The 16,919-nt window shown below is 38.3% G+C and carries 16 protein-coding genes; 11 read left to right on the top strand and 5 right to left on the bottom strand.

Annotation, left to right across the window (positions count from 1 at the left end; translation table 11 throughout):
* Window positions 1-2 precede the first annotated feature (2 nt).
* Window positions 3-392: a hypothetical protein gene (locus V2H77_RS17980; RefSeq protein ID WP_040153636.1), complete on the top strand. Its 390-nt coding sequence runs from the start codon at window positions 3-5 to the stop codon at window positions 390-392.
* 118 nt (window positions 393-510) lie between these two features.
* Here the strand turns inward: V2H77_RS17980 and V2H77_RS17975 are convergent, their stop codons facing one another.
* Window positions 511-654, bottom strand: coding sequence for a hypothetical protein (locus V2H77_RS17975; protein WP_341499890.1), 144 nt, complete (start codon window positions 652-654; stop codon window positions 511-513).
* Window positions 655-857: 203 nt separating this feature from the next.
* On the opposite strand from V2H77_RS17975, the gene V2H77_RS17970 reads away from it, so the two are divergent.
* The 8 genes from V2H77_RS17970 (at window position 858) to V2H77_RS17935 (ending at window position 5,193) form a co-directional block, all read left to right on the top strand.
* Window positions 858-1,949, top strand: a complete 1,092-nt coding sequence (locus V2H77_RS17970) for a cytidine deaminase-like fold-containing protein (protein ID WP_341499889.1) — start codon at window positions 858-860, stop codon at window positions 1,947-1,949.
* Window positions 1,950-1,951: 2 nt separating this feature from the next.
* Entirely contained in the window at window positions 1,952-2,332 is a 381-nt protein-coding gene (locus tag V2H77_RS17965) for a DUF6911 family protein (protein ID WP_341499888.1), read from the top strand.
* Between the two features lie 3 nt (window positions 2,333-2,335).
* Window positions 2,336-2,812 carry a DNA/RNA non-specific endonuclease gene (locus tag V2H77_RS17960; RefSeq protein WP_341499901.1) on the top strand — a complete coding sequence of 159 codons (477 nt, stop codon included), beginning with the start codon at window positions 2,336-2,338 and terminating at the stop codon, window positions 2,810-2,812.
* The gene (locus tag V2H77_RS17955) at window positions 2,812-3,051 is read left to right on the top strand and encodes a DNA/RNA non-specific endonuclease (protein WP_341499887.1); all 240 of its coding nucleotides are present in this window, start codon (window positions 2,812-2,814) and stop codon (window positions 3,049-3,051) included. Before V2H77_RS17960 ends, V2H77_RS17955 begins: the two co-directional genes overlap by 1 nt.
* 3 nt (window positions 3,052-3,054) lie before the next feature.
* Window positions 3,055-3,384: an immunity protein YezG family protein gene (locus V2H77_RS17950; RefSeq protein WP_132347432.1), complete on the top strand. Its 330-nt coding sequence runs from the start codon at window positions 3,055-3,057 to the stop codon at window positions 3,382-3,384.
* A gap of 283 nt (window positions 3,385-3,667) precedes the next feature.
* The gene (locus V2H77_RS17945; RefSeq protein ID WP_341499886.1) at window positions 3,668-3,931 is read left to right on the top strand and encodes a hypothetical protein; all 264 of its coding nucleotides are present in this window, start codon (window positions 3,668-3,670) and stop codon (window positions 3,929-3,931) included.
* An 18-nt stretch (window positions 3,932-3,949) separates the two neighbouring features.
* Window positions 3,950-4,381 carry a hypothetical protein gene (locus V2H77_RS17940; protein WP_341499885.1) on the top strand — a complete coding sequence of 144 codons (432 nt, stop codon included), beginning with the start codon at window positions 3,950-3,952 and terminating at the stop codon, window positions 4,379-4,381.
* Window positions 4,382-5,001: 620 nt separating this feature from the next.
* Window positions 5,002-5,193, top strand: a complete 192-nt coding sequence (locus V2H77_RS17935; RefSeq protein WP_341499900.1) for a type II toxin -antitoxin system TacA 1-like antitoxin — start codon at window positions 5,002-5,004, stop codon at window positions 5,191-5,193.
* 115 nt (window positions 5,194-5,308) lie between these two features.
* On the opposite strand, the gene V2H77_RS17930 is transcribed toward V2H77_RS17935, so the two are convergent.
* Together V2H77_RS17930 and V2H77_RS17925 are read right to left on the bottom strand one after the other, a co-directional pair.
* Entirely contained in the window at window positions 5,309-7,339 is a 2,031-nt protein-coding gene (locus tag V2H77_RS17930) for a hypothetical protein (RefSeq protein WP_341499884.1), read from the bottom strand.
* 2 nt (window positions 7,340-7,341) lie between these two features.
* Entirely contained in the window at window positions 7,342-11,829 is a 4,488-nt protein-coding gene (locus V2H77_RS17925; RefSeq protein WP_341499883.1) for a hypothetical protein, read from the bottom strand.
* A 439-nt stretch (window positions 11,830-12,268) separates the two neighbouring features.
* Here V2H77_RS17925 and V2H77_RS17920 point away from each other — a divergent pair, with 439 nt between their 5' ends.
* Complete coding sequence (locus tag V2H77_RS17920) at window positions 12,269-13,636, top strand: cystathionine beta-synthase (RefSeq protein ID WP_341499882.1); 1,368 nt, start codon at window positions 12,269-12,271, stop codon at window positions 13,634-13,636.
* Between the two features lie 17 nt (window positions 13,637-13,653).
* Window positions 13,654-14,808, top strand: a complete 1,155-nt coding sequence (locus tag V2H77_RS17915; RefSeq protein ID WP_341499881.1) for a trans-sulfuration enzyme family protein — start codon at window positions 13,654-13,656, stop codon at window positions 14,806-14,808.
* Window positions 14,809-14,902: 94 nt separating this feature from the next.
* Here the strand turns inward: V2H77_RS17915 and deoD are convergent, their stop codons facing one another.
* Both deoD and deoB read right to left on the bottom strand, forming a co-directional pair.
* The gene (gene deoD, locus V2H77_RS17910) at window positions 14,903-15,619 is read right to left on the bottom strand and encodes a purine-nucleoside phosphorylase (RefSeq protein WP_265378955.1); all 717 of its coding nucleotides are present in this window, start codon (window positions 15,617-15,619) and stop codon (window positions 14,903-14,905) included.
* 76 nt (window positions 15,620-15,695) lie between these two features.
* Window positions 15,696-16,919, bottom strand: coding sequence for a phosphopentomutase (gene deoB, locus V2H77_RS17905; RefSeq protein WP_341499880.1), 1,224 nt, complete (start codon window positions 16,917-16,919; stop codon window positions 15,696-15,698).

The following is a 16,919-nucleotide window of genomic DNA, read 5'->3' as shown; positions in this document are numbered from 1 at the left end:
TTATGTCATGTTACTTATATTCACCAGAAGAGCTACCAAAAGGATTCAATTTTCCATCGCATTTTTTGGAAATAGTAACTCAAGAATCTATTTTGGATTTAGAACCTTGGTGGTTTTTGTGCGAATTTGAAAAATTCGCTAAATACTGGTTGTCTGAAATGAATACGCAATATCCAGAAAGGCAACTCATACCATTTGCAAAAATATCTTATTCTGATGATATTGCTTGCTTTGATGGCTCTGATGTCTCAGGTGATCCAAAAGTATTTTTTATCCATGCTTTTGCGTCAACTGGGTGGGAAGATAGAGGGAGCCTTAATAATTTTGACGAGTGGCTAGAATTAGCAAAGGAAGAATCAGTTCGTTATAAAATAGATCAGCAAGCAGAGTAACAAGTGAGACTTTGCTAATTAAGGTTGTATAAATAGCGTTAAGATCCCAGCCAAGCGCTGGGATTTTCCCTTTAACGGTTAGCCGTTCTCAACGAGCCGGATAATCAACTGTCCGTGCTCAACACTGACCTGCACCGGCTGCCCGGTGGTAAATGAACTGCACCCCAAAAGTTGGGATCTTCCTTTTAGCCGCCAGTTGTTCAGAGCGTCGCAGGGGCGCCGCTTGCGGGCTCTGTGCCGCCCGCGCCCGCAGAACGGGCACCCGCCGCCCAAGCAAGTTGGGCGACGTTCGCCCGTTGCCGAAAAAGGGGCTCCCCTGACAAGGGCACGGCGGGAAAAACCGGCCTTCGGAAGCGAAAAGCGCGTCAGGGAGTTTTGGGTTCGGCAGTCAGCAAGGACTGGGGAAATCTGGTGATAACTGACTGAGTGTACAGGGAAAGTAGGCGTTCGGCGGTCAACTTCGCAATGGAATGCGTTATTGTTGAGAATAACCTCCTAACTGTCAAAAAGAATGATGCGTTGATTAAAGCCCTTGACGACCAAAAAGCAGGCAAAAACCTGCTGGAAGCATCACAAAATATCGTCAGACTCACCAATGAAGACAAAGACAGTAATGTACTTTTAGGCAAATATCGTTCAGGTAAATTAGACGAAAAAGGAAAGCTGGAGCTGGCTACCTTACTCAACCAATATGGGTCTGGGTTACAGACAGAGTACGGTTTCTCAGGGAAAGAAGCGGCTGCCGCAATTCAAAATTTAGTTAAGGGAGGGGCATTTGTCGCAACAGCCGCAGATGCGAAAGCCTATAATGAGGCACTAAGCTATCTGAAAATGCACAGTGTACACTCAGGACAAGCTGCTATCGGAACAGATGCATTAATGGCATTACCCGGCATGCCAGGGACGCTTGTTAGGGGAAGCCTCGTTGCCGGAGGTTCATATCAGGCGGGTACGGGTATTGGACAGGTTATCGATGGTGAATATAGCCGCGGGGTAGCAAATATGAGTCTGGGTTCACTGGCTATATTTGGAGGTGTTGCCGGTAATAAATCCATAACCAAGCCGACAGAAGGGATCGTCTCACCAGATAAACTCACAATTCAGGAAAGCAGTAGGGTTTTGGATAAAAAAACTCATACATCCATTCCTAAGGTCACAGCAGAGTTAACTGATAAAGAAACCGGGAAAAAATTTACTGACACCAATCAGGGGAATAGACCTGATTATTATCTTGGGGATAAAAGTAGACCTACACTGATTAATGGTCGGATACAAGCCAAAATAGAGAAATATCCCGGTAAAAATCTTCCTAATAGAAATATGGCATCAGCACATGCAGAAGTTGGAACTATCCAACAAGCTTATGAAGACGGGATAACTATAGGTCGAGAGATGACATTGAGGGTATCAAAAGAACCTGTTTGTGGTTATTGCCGTGGTGACATTGCAGCAATGGCTGACAAAGCAGGACTGAAGTCACTTACAATATATGAAGAAAATACAGGAAAAACATTATATTGGACCCCTGGAATGAAATCGATTAAGGAAAAGAATTAAGAATGAATTTTTCTATCAGCTGGACCTTGAATGGAAAAGGAGATAATTATAAATCTCCCACATGGTCTCATATTAAACAAATCATACTAGATTTAAAGGACCAATCAGGAACTGTAACATTAGATGTCACCGACAATATAACTAGTGCTGAAATGCTACAGGTAAGAACGGAGGATGGGTATTATTTACTTACATTAGGTGAAATATTAGAAGATGAATACAATGTTCGTTCTTACTGGAACCCTGAAGAACTTGATCAACAAATTGACATCTTAGGAGATTATTGGTCGGCTCGCCAACTCACAAAAGATTTCGATTTTGTAGTGAAAGTATTCAAAGAGTTTTTTGATACAGGCAATGTGTCAAAAGAACTTCTAAATTAAGCAATCAACCCCGGCCATTGCAAAACCGGGGTTATTTTTACCATCAGCATTAATTCGGCAGGGTTCAGGCACTGGCAGGCGGGGGAACTAACTGCACGGGAACTGATAAAGAATATTCACGGCGAAAATGCTAAAGACAGTGACTTAAGTGAAGATGATCGTAATGGCTATCAGCAATGTAAAGCTAGTAAATGTGGTAATCCGGGAGATGATGGCGGTCATTTGATAGCAACAATCTTCAATGGGCCGGATGAAAAACTTAATATTGTTCCGATGGATACTAACTTAAATCGCGATGCCTGGAAGAAAATGGAAAATAGCTGGGCAAACGCATTGAAAGAAGGTAAGCAAGTTAATGTTAAGATAGAGCCTGTTTACTCAGGTAATAGCCAGCGGCCTACCAGTATTAACGTTCGTTATTCAATAAATGGCAGCCGTAAGAAAGAAGAAACCTTTATAAATGCTCCGGGAGGGAAGTAATGAGAAGTGATCAAGAAATTTACAAAGATATAGGTCTTATCTTATATAGCATTGGTGCCTGGAAGCAGATGGAAAATGAGTGGGGTAGAGCGCTGAAAGAAGGTAAACAAGTTAATGTTAAAATAAATCCCATTTACTCAGGAAATAATACGCGCCCAGATAAATTCAACGTTAAGTATTCTATTGATGGAAGAAGGCCGGTGATCCTTAACTTTAATAATTCTCCAGGAGGAAAATAAGCGATGGGTGATCAAGAGTTATATCAGAAAATCGGACAGCTATTGCTAGATGCGGGCCCAACGGATGCAAAAAAAATGATTGTCCGGGCTGACCTTTTTCCAGAAAGAGATGGTTGTAAATATGAGTTTGACTATATAGATAAAAGCGAAAAATTAGATTGGTTTGATCCTGATGGTCGTGCTGTAAGTGATCTGACAGATCTACTAGAAGAACTTAGAAGCTTTTTTATTGAAAATATACAATCACAAGAAACACCATTTTGGCATAGTTGTACAATCACTCTTGATGTAGAACAAATGAAGATCAATATAGACTTTAAATATGACGACTAATCTGCAAGAGATCTCAACCATGTGAACTGCCTCCGAAAGTTGGATACCCAACAAGTAGGGGAAAGTTCTGTATGAAGAAATACAGGAAGCATTTGCTCAATATTATCTTTCTACCGCCAGATGAGATAACTAGATGCTTACACTTTATTCAGGGTGGGAAAAGTGGATTTAACCGTCCAACAGGACATCACCAACCTCAGGCGAACAAATTTAGGTCTTTTCTGCACTGGCAGTACAGGAATATCACTAGCGCCTTTACCCTGCGTGGAAAGATACTTTTTGTATGTCAAAAAGACAGAGATGGAGAAATAAAAAAATGTGGCCTTTAGCTGATAAATTATTATCTATTTGCAGTAATGACATTTCTTCTGTTAAGTCAGAAAAATACATTACTTCTGTTTATGGGCTACCATTAGTAGATGAATTAAGTTATCTATTAACGAAAAAAAATGGATTTTATGGATTTGAGTCAGCCTTACGAGTTTTTCCATATGAAACAGTGAGCGAAGAAATCGGCCTAATAGATTGGAATAACAGTGAACTATAGATTGACTCATATGAAAATATGGCTAAAGACGCTCTTTTTTTTGCAGAAGACATCTTTGGAAATCAGTTTTGTTTAAAAGATGATTACATCTATACATTCGATCCTGAAACGGGTTTATTTGATAAATTAGCTAAAAACATAAATGAATGGTGTGGAATTATATTACAAGATTACGAAGTCCTAACTGGGTATTCTTTAGCACATTCTTGGCAAAAAATTAATGGCCCTATTCAATCTGGTTATCGTTTAATACCTAAAGTTCCCTTTGTTGCAGGAGGAGAATATAAATTGGAGAATCTTTATTTAGCCCGCTCATTTGAAGCTATGAGGATTAGAGCTAATTTTGCTCTGAAAATACGGAATATCTCTGATGGAAAGAGTATAAAAATATACCCGTCATCTTTCAAGTTGCCTCTTTGTTGGCTGCGCTCACTCACCCCGGTCACATAGTTAGCTATGCTCCCGGGGATTCGCTCCCTTGCCGTCGCGATGCATCTTGAAATCCATTGGGTATAGGTATAATAGATTGAAGATAACATGCAATTTATAGCAAATTGAAATGGAACTCAAACCAATATGAAGCACCTCAAAAAGTTGAACAATTTACACTAAGTGTTTAATGATACCTAAGTTAGAAATTCCACTTAGCTCAGATCATTTAATTTTCAGCCATGCTCTAAATTTTCTGAAAAACTTATTTAAAATACAAGATGTCGTCACATCATCTAACATTTAAGATACATATTACCCGTTGAAAATATTATTAAAGTCGTCTCCTTTTGGAAAATAGATTATCTGATTAAATTATTCATATGATTATCTTCCATTTTTCATTGATAGATTTATGCTATACAGGGTCTTCACTATTAAAAGTCATTTTTAAATCTCTCCTCGTTAAACACGCACTCACACACTGATTTCTTCAATCAAGATATAATATTTAAATATTCAACCAAGCGTGTTTTCATGACAAAACAAAACGTAATAGAAACAAGGTTAAATCTGCGTATAAGTTAAAAATTTAAAATTGCGGTAAAAACCTCAGCGTCTATTTTTAATACTAAATATGACTGGTTTCATTAATAAAAACAGTAAGTAAAGAGGCTCAGAAAATGATTGAAGAAAACTCTAAAATCATCTTATCGCTAGAAGATAAGAAGTTAATCCTCTATCTATTGAATAATCCTCCAAATCCTAATGATAAATTAAAAACTGCCGCTTTGAATGAACTACTGGATACTAACGTGATTTCGCGAACGTGATCAATACCTAGGAGGATTAACAGACAACTTTATTAGGCACCGTGACTTTAGCATAGCCTCGGTGCCCGCCGCTGTAATCCTTCCGTTCTTTCGGAGAAAGCCTTTTAACTTCCACTTAGTTTTCAATGTATATTTTAGCTATTTTCTCGAATAAAGAGCTTTTACTAACTTCCCTTAACTTTAATATATCGTTGGTAAAAGAACGTAGGAAAATAGATGTGATATTTTGTTCCATAGCATTTATCTGTTTACCCTCTTTATCGATAGTCAGAATATTGTAAATTAAGTTCTCTTTTGCAATCGTTTGATTAGGTGAATTGCATGGTGATACAAAATACAATAAGTCATCGCCTCTCGGTTGAAGATAAATATGTTCATACTGACTATTCTGTTTAGGCGCTAAGTAATAGGGTAAAACTGTTTCAATCGGATTACATACTCTATTTACTAAACTTTCATCTTCCAAGGCATATTCAATATTATCTATTTTCTGATTACCGATGATCCTGGGAATTCTATTCGAGTTATATCGACTAAGACATATTTCCTCAATATTATCAAATAAATAAAAAGACTCATTATAAAGTTTTGGTATTTTTTTCATAAATTCGCACTTTTCTTTAAGGTCCGATTGACTCTCTACAAGTGAATGCTTATTAATAAAAATCGTTTTATTATGAATATCAACATCAACTATTGAAGCAAGTATTTTCTTACTTTTCTTAAACCACTCTGGAATCCTAATATATACAAGAGTTATCTTTAAATCTGGAAGGTCAATATTTTCAATTTTTTTCTCTTTGAAAACTCTCTCTTTTAGCCAAAGTTCACTCTTGATCTTTTGGATTTTTATAACTATTTTATTGCTTAATTTTTCTAAGCCAGTCTTCTTATCGTTTCCCACAATATTATCATCTAAATTTATACCCTGAATAACTGTTTCACCTTGCGATTCAAACCTATAATGTTTTAATTTCGAATAGTAATCCAATTCAGCATCTTCTATTCCCTTTTCTCTAATATGCTCAAATGCATCCCATATCGTGTTTTTAATTTCATCCTTAACCAATATACTGGTTTTAGATCCATCATCCAATGAATTGAGAACCAAATAGTTTTTATTTTTATCCAATGCATTAAAATCTTTAGCAGTGGAATAAGTTAATTTTTTTAGCTCAAATACTTCCTTGATCTCTTTTTCCAAAAACATTTTGGCTTTACTATCAACAGAATGCTTTGGAATTCTGGCATCTATTAATACCAGAGGATGTAATAAATTTTTATTAACCGTGATAAAGTCATGAAGGACATAATCAGCTTTAAAGTATCTTTCACTAAAAGAGATCTCAGCATGATTTAATAGTTCTTTTATTTTTTGTATAATCAAGTTTTGAACATAATTTTTACTATTTCGATATCCTTTCATGAATCGCATAAATTCTTTCTTAGAATGTTCATTGGTATTGATATTATCTGTGACTTGAAAATTATTTTCTTTAGTTCTAAAGAATAATTGAGTTTCTTCTGTATTGTATGAATCCACTTTCTTTTCAATTCTAAAAACCTTTCTATGTAAATTTACGACTAACTCTTTTTGATGAATGAAATGAAAACGCGGATAAAAAGTATCAATTATATTACCACGTTTTTCTGCTGATAAATAAATTCGTGAATTATAAAACACAGGTTCTATTTCATAATTCTCTTCAAGCTCTTTAAGAAAGATTCTTTTAATATGCAATCCCACAATCGCATAAAAAACATTACATAAAAAATTGCTATTTTCTTCAAATTTATCAATAAACCCTTTTATGTCATATTCCTGGTCGGAAAGATAAAAAAAGTGAACGGCTTTATTATGCCAAAAACTATCGTAAAACACTTTTTTTGATAGATTTAAATTTAGTTTTTTCCTTATGATTTTTTGTATTTCCTTATCTACTTTAGCATAGAAATCTTTGTCTCTCTCGCCCTCTTCTTTAATAAAACTTTTTTGACCGTGAGTAATATATAATCCACTACCATCATCTACTTCAAATAGCTTTTCTATATTATCAGAAATACTCCCGCCAATGTCTAAAATATTAGTTTTAGCTACAGGAGAAACGCCAGAACAATCCTTAGCAATATCAACTAATTTTATCATTATCAACCACCTTGCAATAAATTTAATATCTGTTTATTAATACGAACTTCTTTAACTAACTCACTCCCTGAACCTATACGAAAATCCTGATCATAATCTTGCTTTTTGTTTTCATACCCAAAGTATTCTTTAAATAAGTTAAGATAATAAATTTTACTATCTGGAGATACTTCTTGTTCAAGGTTTAATGGGTTATTCTCCATACGAGTATTTAAGTATACGAACTTAACCGATTCATATTTACGAGCAATATAACTTGAAATAGTGCTAGCTTTTCTTTGAGCATTATCATGTGTTTTTAAAGATTGATATCTTTTATCTAAAGTAGATGACCAATTTTTTGTATCAACACAAATTAAATGCTTATCCACCTCAATATAAAAATCAAACAATTCATAGGCTTTTTTTCCTATTTTTTCACTTAATAATTCAGGTTCTATTGGCTGACAATTAGGTAATCTAGCCAGAAGTAGGCTAAATAAATACTCACCAATATTCCCTTTGAGCAATGGAATAAAAAAGGGATGTGGAATGCAATCTTTAAATACATTCTTGTTTAGCATTGCAATTTCTTTTAAAATATGTGTGACATACTCATCTTTTCTACCGCCAACTCGATTACCAATCCCTGAAAATATCCATTCTTTAGGATGATATATTGAATAGCCATGCTCAATATCAGTTAACGTTATTATCCCATCTTCAAGATTTTTAATACTTAATTTCAACTGTGGAGCGGTAGATATATCAATATATAGTGCGTCAACCGCATCCATCATTGCCTGGTATTTTTGAACATGAGGATTTGATTTCAGTTTTTTTACATAGTTTGATGGCGATATCAAACTTTCAATAGATCGAAGCTGTTCATTAAAGATAATCGCTTCAACATTATCTTTCCTTGCAATTGAGAGTACCTCAGGAACAAAATCTTCAAAAAAATCTCTAAGTAAAGCCGAATTTCGAGCTATTTTTTTCTCAAATGATTCCCTCTCTGCACACGATTTAAAACTACACATCCTTCTTTCTTTTTCGCATAGCTGCATAAAATGATGATTTAATAAAGACATACTCTCTAATATCGGACGATTTTTTTTAATCCGAGTAAATTGATTAAACAGAACTATTCCATCCTCTACAGCATTATCCGGGATGAGTATCTCTGTGTTCATCTTCGTATCTTTACGCTCAACACGACCAATAGCTTGCATTAAATCTTTTAGTTTAGCGATCATATGCTCACGCATTAAGAACTGGTAATCTTCACCACTTGATAAATTGACATCAAAATCCTTTAGAAATTTTTCTTCATCTGAATCAGAACATTGTTTCATTAACAACAGATAGTTTTGCAACGAGTGAAGTGTCTTATCATTGGTTTTTTCATCCTTAATGATTGAACTCCAGAATGGCGCACTGGTTAATACTAAACGCTCAAAGTCTTCCTCAAATAAATCCTCTTCTTCTCCCGGATAAGTCAGAAAATAATTTAACCCTGTACCGGCACTTTTATAAGAGGAGAGTAATACAACTTTCGTATTTTCATCCTTTACATGGGTAAAATCTCTAATATTACACGCTTTACGTAATTCCGCATCAAATAAAATCACTCGGATCTTAGGTTTATTTGCAAAAGGCAAATACTCAAATATTTTCCATGAATCATGGATCTTTTTGATATTTTTAATCTTTACTTCCGAGTTGGAAAAATATCTTTTCAATTTACGCTGAAAACGATTACTCAATGCTAAACTGATCGTATGTTTGCCTTGATAAGCAGCAAGGAGCATAGAACAAAGCTGACGTTCGAACTCTATCTTTTGGTAGTTATTTAAACTCTTTTTAAAGTTTTTATCCAAACCGTAAAGCTCGTTCCTAAGAAAATCAAATTTTATTTTAAAACTCTCATCAAAATCTTTACAAAAATTAAATAAAGGAAGATCTGAATTAAATACACCAAAGTTAATAGTTCTTAGTTCCGCTCGTTTATCCCGTAGAGAAGTCAACAGGGCAATATCAGTACTACTTCGTTCAATGATTTGAATATCTAAATTATTTGGTTTACCAGAGCAAAATCGCCGTAAGAAATTACGATTATATTGCCCTGAATAGGTTTCAGCAAAACCTGTCGTCGCACTGAGACAAATTACGCTATTCCTTGTGTTATAGAGAGCACGGAGCAAAGCCACTTCGGGCTGCTCTTTAATAAGATCAAGAGTAAAGTTTATATACGTGAGATTACTTAATGTCTCGTCTTGAAACTCTAATTCGTTCATCCGCTCTATGGTAAATACTGTTTTAGACTGAAAATATGTATAGAAGTAAGAAATCAACATTTCTTCCGACGCAGGATGCTCAAACATTTGTTTCAGTTCATTCCTGATTTTTCCTGCCTTCTGGATAAATTTATACATCAAAAAGTTTTGGCTACTATCCCCCGCCTGCTTAAGTGATTTAGCAAATTGTGAGCGACTGGAAATCTTTGCAGCAGCAGCCAATACGGCCATCGCAAGTTGATAAGTATCATGCAGAGAAGGATTTTTATCTCCACTATCCGTAGAGTAATATAACTGACAACCACTCCCTCTATGTACAAATTCAATTTTCACCTTCTTGAGTGATTCTTCATTAAAAAAACGTTTGGGAGAAAAACTAAATACATTTCTTGTAATATTAATGACTTGTTCAATATCATCACTCTTAATTTGAACAAAATCGATATTGCCGGAAAAAAGTTTAAGTAAAGACTCCAAGTTTTGTTCAATAGTGCCTTCTAAAGATAACTCGCAATTCTTTTCCAAATATTCCTTGATATCATGAATAAATTCATTTTTCTCAGAGAAAAAAGGTAAATATGGTATCTTAGCAACATCAATATCTTTTACTTGTTGTAATAATCGGTAAGTTACCGCAAAAACATGAACAAGTTGTACTTTGTTATCAATTAAATTCACACTACGCGACGTTGAAAAAACTCGGTAAGCCTCATGTTCTTCATCAATCACTAATGTAAAACTAATATTGTGTTTTCTAAAATAGTTTTCGTCGTCGATCTTGAAAAACTCTGTCTTTAAATATTCAATTTGTTCCGCAACAGGGGATTCTAAAAAAGCACTTAATACACTGTCTGTGAGTTTCTTTTTTCCACCAATTAAGTAATCAAAAGGCATCGATTTTACAATATATTTACCTGCCTTATTTATCCGTGGCATTTTAATCGGTCTATCAAATTTGCTCGTCGTTGCCAGCAGAATACAAGGCGAAACCATTGCTGCTGCCATAGGTATACAATGAAAGATAATTTCTTTACGCAACTGCTCAATCTTGTTATCTGCCCGCATAATAGCAGGTAGATTAACTGCCAACTCTTGTCGGTTTAAAGCAGCCTCAGATAATTCATCAAGCGCCCTCGTTAAATTAGATTTATACTTTTTAAGCTGATCTTCGTAATCCTGAATAAAATCAAATTCATCAACCTGCCGTTTTTGTCTTAAAATTTGACTTTCAATATTATCTATCATTCTAACAATAACAGCTAAATTATTGGCTTGCGATGCCAGCGGTGATTTTTTCGCTCTTTTTTCCCATGTTAAATAACGTTTTCTATTCTCAATAATTTCTCCGTTGCAATCTTCAACCCAGTTTACAAAGTTCAAGTCTCTCAGATCTTCCTGACCATAAAGGCCAAGAAATTCAATTCCTTTTTTCTTCGCCTTTTTAATCAGCTTCTTGTCAAAATCAATCTGTGCTTTCTGGGGAGTAATAAATAGAAAATTGGTAAAATCACTGTTTTTCACATTAACAGCAACTGATTCAATGTAACGGCTAAGTACGCCATAGCTCTTACCAAAACCTGTTCCGTCATTTGAAAATACCAGTTTCGAGCTATTATTTTGATATATGTTATAAAGCTCAGATAATTGAGCTCTCAATGTGTTAATTTCATCTTTAACAGGTTGTGGGGCTCTCTTAGTCGCTAAATAATTAGCAAGGCCAAGTTGTTCTGACTTACGGCTTACGCTATATGGCTGATATTCTCCATCCAAGAGAATAATCAATTTTTGGCGATACAATTCTTGTATAATGTTTCTTTTCGATCGATTTAATTGCAAGGAAAAGTGAGCAACAACATCATTTACCAACCACCCCGCTTCAAAAAGCTGATTAGCTTTTAAAAATACCTCCCTCTCTTCCTTTTTCAGCGCTTTATAAGATACACGCAATGTGAAATCATCTTTAGATGCTGTTTTGTCTCTCATCGGCAAAGCGACTTTGCGTGCCTTATCTCTACTCCTTTGATATAGAAATCCCATCTTTGCAAGCTCAAACATAATCGCAGTAGCTGTCGCTTTATCATGTTTAAGATCTTGTCTAATATCCTCCAAAATTCGAGCATGTTCATCAATAGCATTATCTAACTCTTTAAATAACTCCAATTTCTTATCAGCGATATCAAAAAGTTTTTCTTTTAAGGTTTCAGACCACCTCATTCATAAAATCTCTTTTGTTTTATTTTTGCACGATCAAACTCTACACAAAATGCATATGATTTGCCAGAGTAAAAGCAGAAGACAGTAAGATGTTATTTTAGAATCACAACAGAGTTTCATAAAAACAAGATGAAAATAGTCGTCATCTTGTTCATGGGATATTTTTAAAACCTGAATACTTCTTGGATTAATAACTAAGTTATCAAAGTATAAATCATCGGATTTATTTTGATTAACATCTGGCAATAATTTAAATGATTTTATTTACCTCACACTTTAATAAGTCAGGAAATCTAAACGTCTATACTTCTTAACATCTAAAAGAAAACTAATATATTCCTTTTGGCTATATATGGTTGCTATTGATTCTTTCAAACAAATACATATACAGAGTTATCCTCCATAACTATCTGAATACAACGGATTATCTGGATATGATATGACCACATCACGCTCTGTTCTCGATATGATTGGTAATACCCCGTTGCTGGAGTTAACGCATCTGAATACTGGTCCATGTCAATTATTTATTAAGCTGGAGAATCAAAATCCCGGTGGTTCTATTAAAGATCGCGTTGCGCTTTCTATGATAGAACAGGCGGAAGAACAGGGGTTACTTCAACCTGGTGGTACGATTATCGAAGCCACGGCTGGTAATACCGGCATCGGATTAGCTTTGGTCGCCGCCTTAAAAGGCTATAAATTGATTCTGGTCGTTCCAGATAAGATGAGCAGGGAGAAGGTGTTTCATCTGCGTGCGCTGGGTACTGATGTGCGTCTTACCCGTTCTGATGTCAGTAAAGGTCATCCAGAGTATTATCAAGACTATGCCCTACGTCTGGCGCAGGAGATCCCCGGCGCTTTTTACATTGATCAGTTCAATAATCCGGCTAACTCCGCAGCGCACACGACCACTACCGGGCCGGAAATCTGGCAGCAAATGGACCACAATGTCGATGCAGTGGTGATCGGTGTCGGGTCCGGCGGTACGCTTGGCGGCTTGAGCCACTATTTCGCTCAAGTTTCGCCGGAAACTGAGTTTGTTCTGGCGGACCCAAATGGTTCTATTTTGGTGGACTATATCGAACGCGGCAAATATGGCGAAGCCGGGAGTTGGCAGGTAGAAGGCATCGGCGAAGATTTTGTCCCTCCCTTGGGCGATTTTAGTCGGGTGCGCCACGCATACCGTGTCAGTGATGCCGAGGCTTTTTCCAGCGCCCGTGATCTGTTGCTAAAGGAAGGTGTGTTGGCAGGCTCTTCCAGCGGAACTTTACTCGCCGCCGCGCTGCGCTACTGTCGAGCGCAAACTACCCCAAAACGTGTGGTTACGCTAGCCTGTGACAGTGGAAATAAATATCTGTCAAAAATGTTTAACGATTATTGGATGCTGGAACAGGGATTCCAATCGCGTATGCCACAGCACGATCTCAGCGATTATATTACTTACCGTTATCAGGATGGCGCTACGGTTTTTATATCGCCAGAAGATACGTTAAAAACCGCACATACCCGCATGCGCTTGTATGAAATTTCGCAATTACCGGTGCTGAAAGGGGAGCAAGTGGTCGGCATTATTGATGAGTGGGATTTGATGCACACCGTGCAGGCTGATCCACGCAATTTTAGCCTACCCGCTAGTCACGCCATGACTCATCAGGTGAAAACGCTGGATAGAAACGCTTCTTTGCAACAATTGATGGCAACTTTCGACGCCGGACATGTGGCGCTGATCGTCGATAATGGCCGTTTTCTTGGGCTGGTAACTCGCACAGATGTGCTGAACGCATGGCGTCAGCAACTTAATTGATTTTTAGGAATAATTCTATGACCAAGTTTGATACCAAAACTGTTCACGCTGGCTATACACCGGATCACACTGGCGCAATAATGCCGGCAATTTATGCAACATCGACTTACGCCCAATCAGCCCCCGGCCAGCATACTGGTTATGAGTATTCCCGCAGCGGTAATCCAACACGCGATGCTTTAGAAAGTGCGATAGCCGAACTGGAAAACGGTAGCCGAGGTTACGCTTTTAGTTCAGGGCTGGCTGCCAGTTCTACGGTGCTGGAACTCTTAGATAAGGATAGCCATTTGGTGGCAGTCGATGATCTGTACGGCGGCACCTATCGGCTACTCGAAAGAGTACGTAGCCGCACCGCCGGTTTGCGTGTCACTTATGTGGAAGCCAATGACATTGCCGGCCTTGAAGCAGCCATTCGTCCCGATACAAAAATGATTTGGGTGGAAACCCCCACCAATCCCTTGCTGAAACTGGCCGATCTGGCGGCTATCGCACAAATAGCGCAACGGCACGGTATTATTAGTGTGGCAGATAACACTTTCGCCTCACCATATCTCCAGCGCCCGCTTGATCTGGGATTTGATATCGTTGTGCACTCCGCCACCAAGTATCTTAATGGTCACTCTGATGTGATCGCAGGGCTGGCAGTCGTCGGAAAAAATGCAGAACTGGCAGAAAAACTGGGTTTTCTGCAAAACTCTGTGGGCGGCGTGCTCGATCCCTTTAGTAGTTTTCTGGTGCTGCGCGGAATACGGACACTTGCTCTGCGTATGCAGCGCCACATCGATAATGCAGAAAAAATCGCACACTGGCTAGAACAACAGCCTCAGATCGAAACCGTTTTCTATCCCGGCCTCGCTTCCCATCCACAGCATGAACTGGCGAAACGTCAAATGAAGGGCTTTGGCGGTATGATTTCTGTTCACTTAAAAGGTGATGATGATTATGCCCGCCGGTTAATTCAAGAGCTAAAATTATTTACACTGGCAGAAAGTCTGGGCGGGGTGGAGAGTCTGATCGGTCAACCATTTAGTATGACTCATGCCTCTATTCCATTAGAAAAACGTCTTGCTTCTGGAATCACACCACAGTTGGTACGTATTTCTGTAGGTATAGAGGATGCAGAAGATCTCATCGCCGATTTAGCTCAGGCGTTGGAAAAAGCCGCGCAATAATAAAAGAGCAATGCCAGCCAATTTTTTCAACTGGCTGGCATTTAAATAAACAGCGGTTCTTTTTATGCAGTCAAAAGCAAATGTAGAACCAGAATTATTTATCACCCAACAGAACAGATTCCAGGGCGATTTCAATCATTTCATTGAAAGTCGTCTGGCGTTCTTCGGCGATAATTTGTTCACCAGTACGAATATGATCAGAAACGGTACAGATAGTCAGTGCTTTTGCGCCATATTCAGCCGCAACACTGTAGATACCAGCCGCTTCCATTTCTACGCCCAAAATGCCATATTTTTCCATTACATCATACATTTGTTGATCAGGCGTATAAAACAGTTCAATAGAGAAGATGTTGCCTACATGCGCATTAATGTTTTTTGCTTTAGCGGCATCAACCGCATTACGGACCAGATCAAAATCAGCAATCGCCGCAAAATCGTGATCTTTAAAACGTATACGGTTAACTTTGGAATCAGTACATGCCCCCATGCCAATAACCACATCACGTAATTTAACATCTTGACGTATTGAACCACAGGAACCTACACGGATAAGGACTTTAACGCCGAAATCGGCGATCAGCTCTTTCGCATAGATAGAACAGGATGGGATACCCATACCATGCCCCATCACAGAAATCGGGCGGCCTTTATAAGTACCGGTAAAGCCCAACATACCGCGTACATCGTTTACCTGCCGCACATTTTCCAGAAAAGTTTCAGCAATATATTTCGCACGTAATGGATCGCCAGGCATCAGAACAACGTCGGCAAAATCACCCATCTCAGCATTAATATGAGGCGTGGCCATAATTAAATTCCTTATTTTTTTATTTAATGGTTATTTTTGTAATATATGGCTGCCCAAAAGCAGCCAATAAGTAGGCTCAGAACATTGATTTGCCATATTCCATTGGCGACAGTGCAAAATATTTAGCGACTGTCTGCCCAATATCAGCAAAAGTTTCACGATGTCCCAATGAACCAGGTTGTACTTTTGGTCCATAAATCAGCACCGGAATATGCTCACGAGTATGGTCAGTACCAGACCACGTTGGATCACAACCGTGGTCGGCTGTCAGGATTAAAATGTCATCATCTTTCACCAGTTTCAACATTTCAGGCAGACGACGGTCAAACAGTTCCAATGCCGCCGCATAACCCGGAACATCACGACGATGACCATAAGAAGAGTCAAAATCGACAAAGTTAGTGAATACGATGGTGTTGTCACCCGCTTTTTCCATTTCCACCAGCGTTGCATCAAACAGTGCATCAATGCCGGTCGCTTTTACTTTTTGCGTAATGCCGACATTCGCATAGATATCGGCAATTTTACCGATAGAAACGACTTCGCCATTTTTCTCATCGACCAATTTTTTCAGCATGGTAGGAGCAGGCGGCTCTACAGCTAAGTCATGGCGATTACCAGTACGCTGGAAGCTACCCGCCTTATCTCCAATAAATGGACGCGCAATCACCCGGCCAATGTTGTAACCGCCATCAGTCAATTCTTCACGGGCGATTTCGCACAGCTCGTACAGACGATCTAAACCGAACGTCTCTTCGTGACAAGCAATCTGGAATACCGAGTCAGCCGAGGTGTAGAAAATCGGTTTACCCGTTTTCATATGCTCTTCACCCAATTTATCCAGAATAACTGTCCCCGAAGAGTGGCAGTTACCGAGATAACCTGGCAGATTTGAGCGTTCTACCAGTTTATCCAACAATGCCTGCGGAAAGCTGTTTTCTTCATCTTTGAAATAACCCCAATCAAACAGCACCGGGACACCAGCAATTTCCCAGTGACCTGACGGTGTATCTTTGCCGGAAGAGAGTTCACTGGCGTAAGCGTAAGCGCCAATAATGTCCGCGTCTTTATCCAAACCGACAGGGAAAGTTCCACAAGACTCCTCAGTCGCTTTACCCAAACCTAAACGGCTTAAGTTCGGCAAATACAGAGGCCCTTTGCGACCGACATCAGCATCACCACGGGCACACGCTTCTGCAATGTGCCCCAAGGTGTTAGATCCTTTATCACCAAATTTTTCGGCATCTTCACTGGCTCCAATGCCAAAAGAATCCAATACCATGATGAATGTACGTTTCAT

It is taken from the genome of Photorhabdus sp. P32 (assembly GCF_038085095.1).
In the GTDB taxonomy this organism is placed as follows: domain Bacteria; phylum Pseudomonadota; class Gammaproteobacteria; order Enterobacterales; family Enterobacteriaceae; genus Photorhabdus; species Photorhabdus luminescens.
The sequence above is the reverse complement of the archived record's forward strand: the minus strand, read 5'-3'. Positions and strand labels throughout refer to the sequence as shown.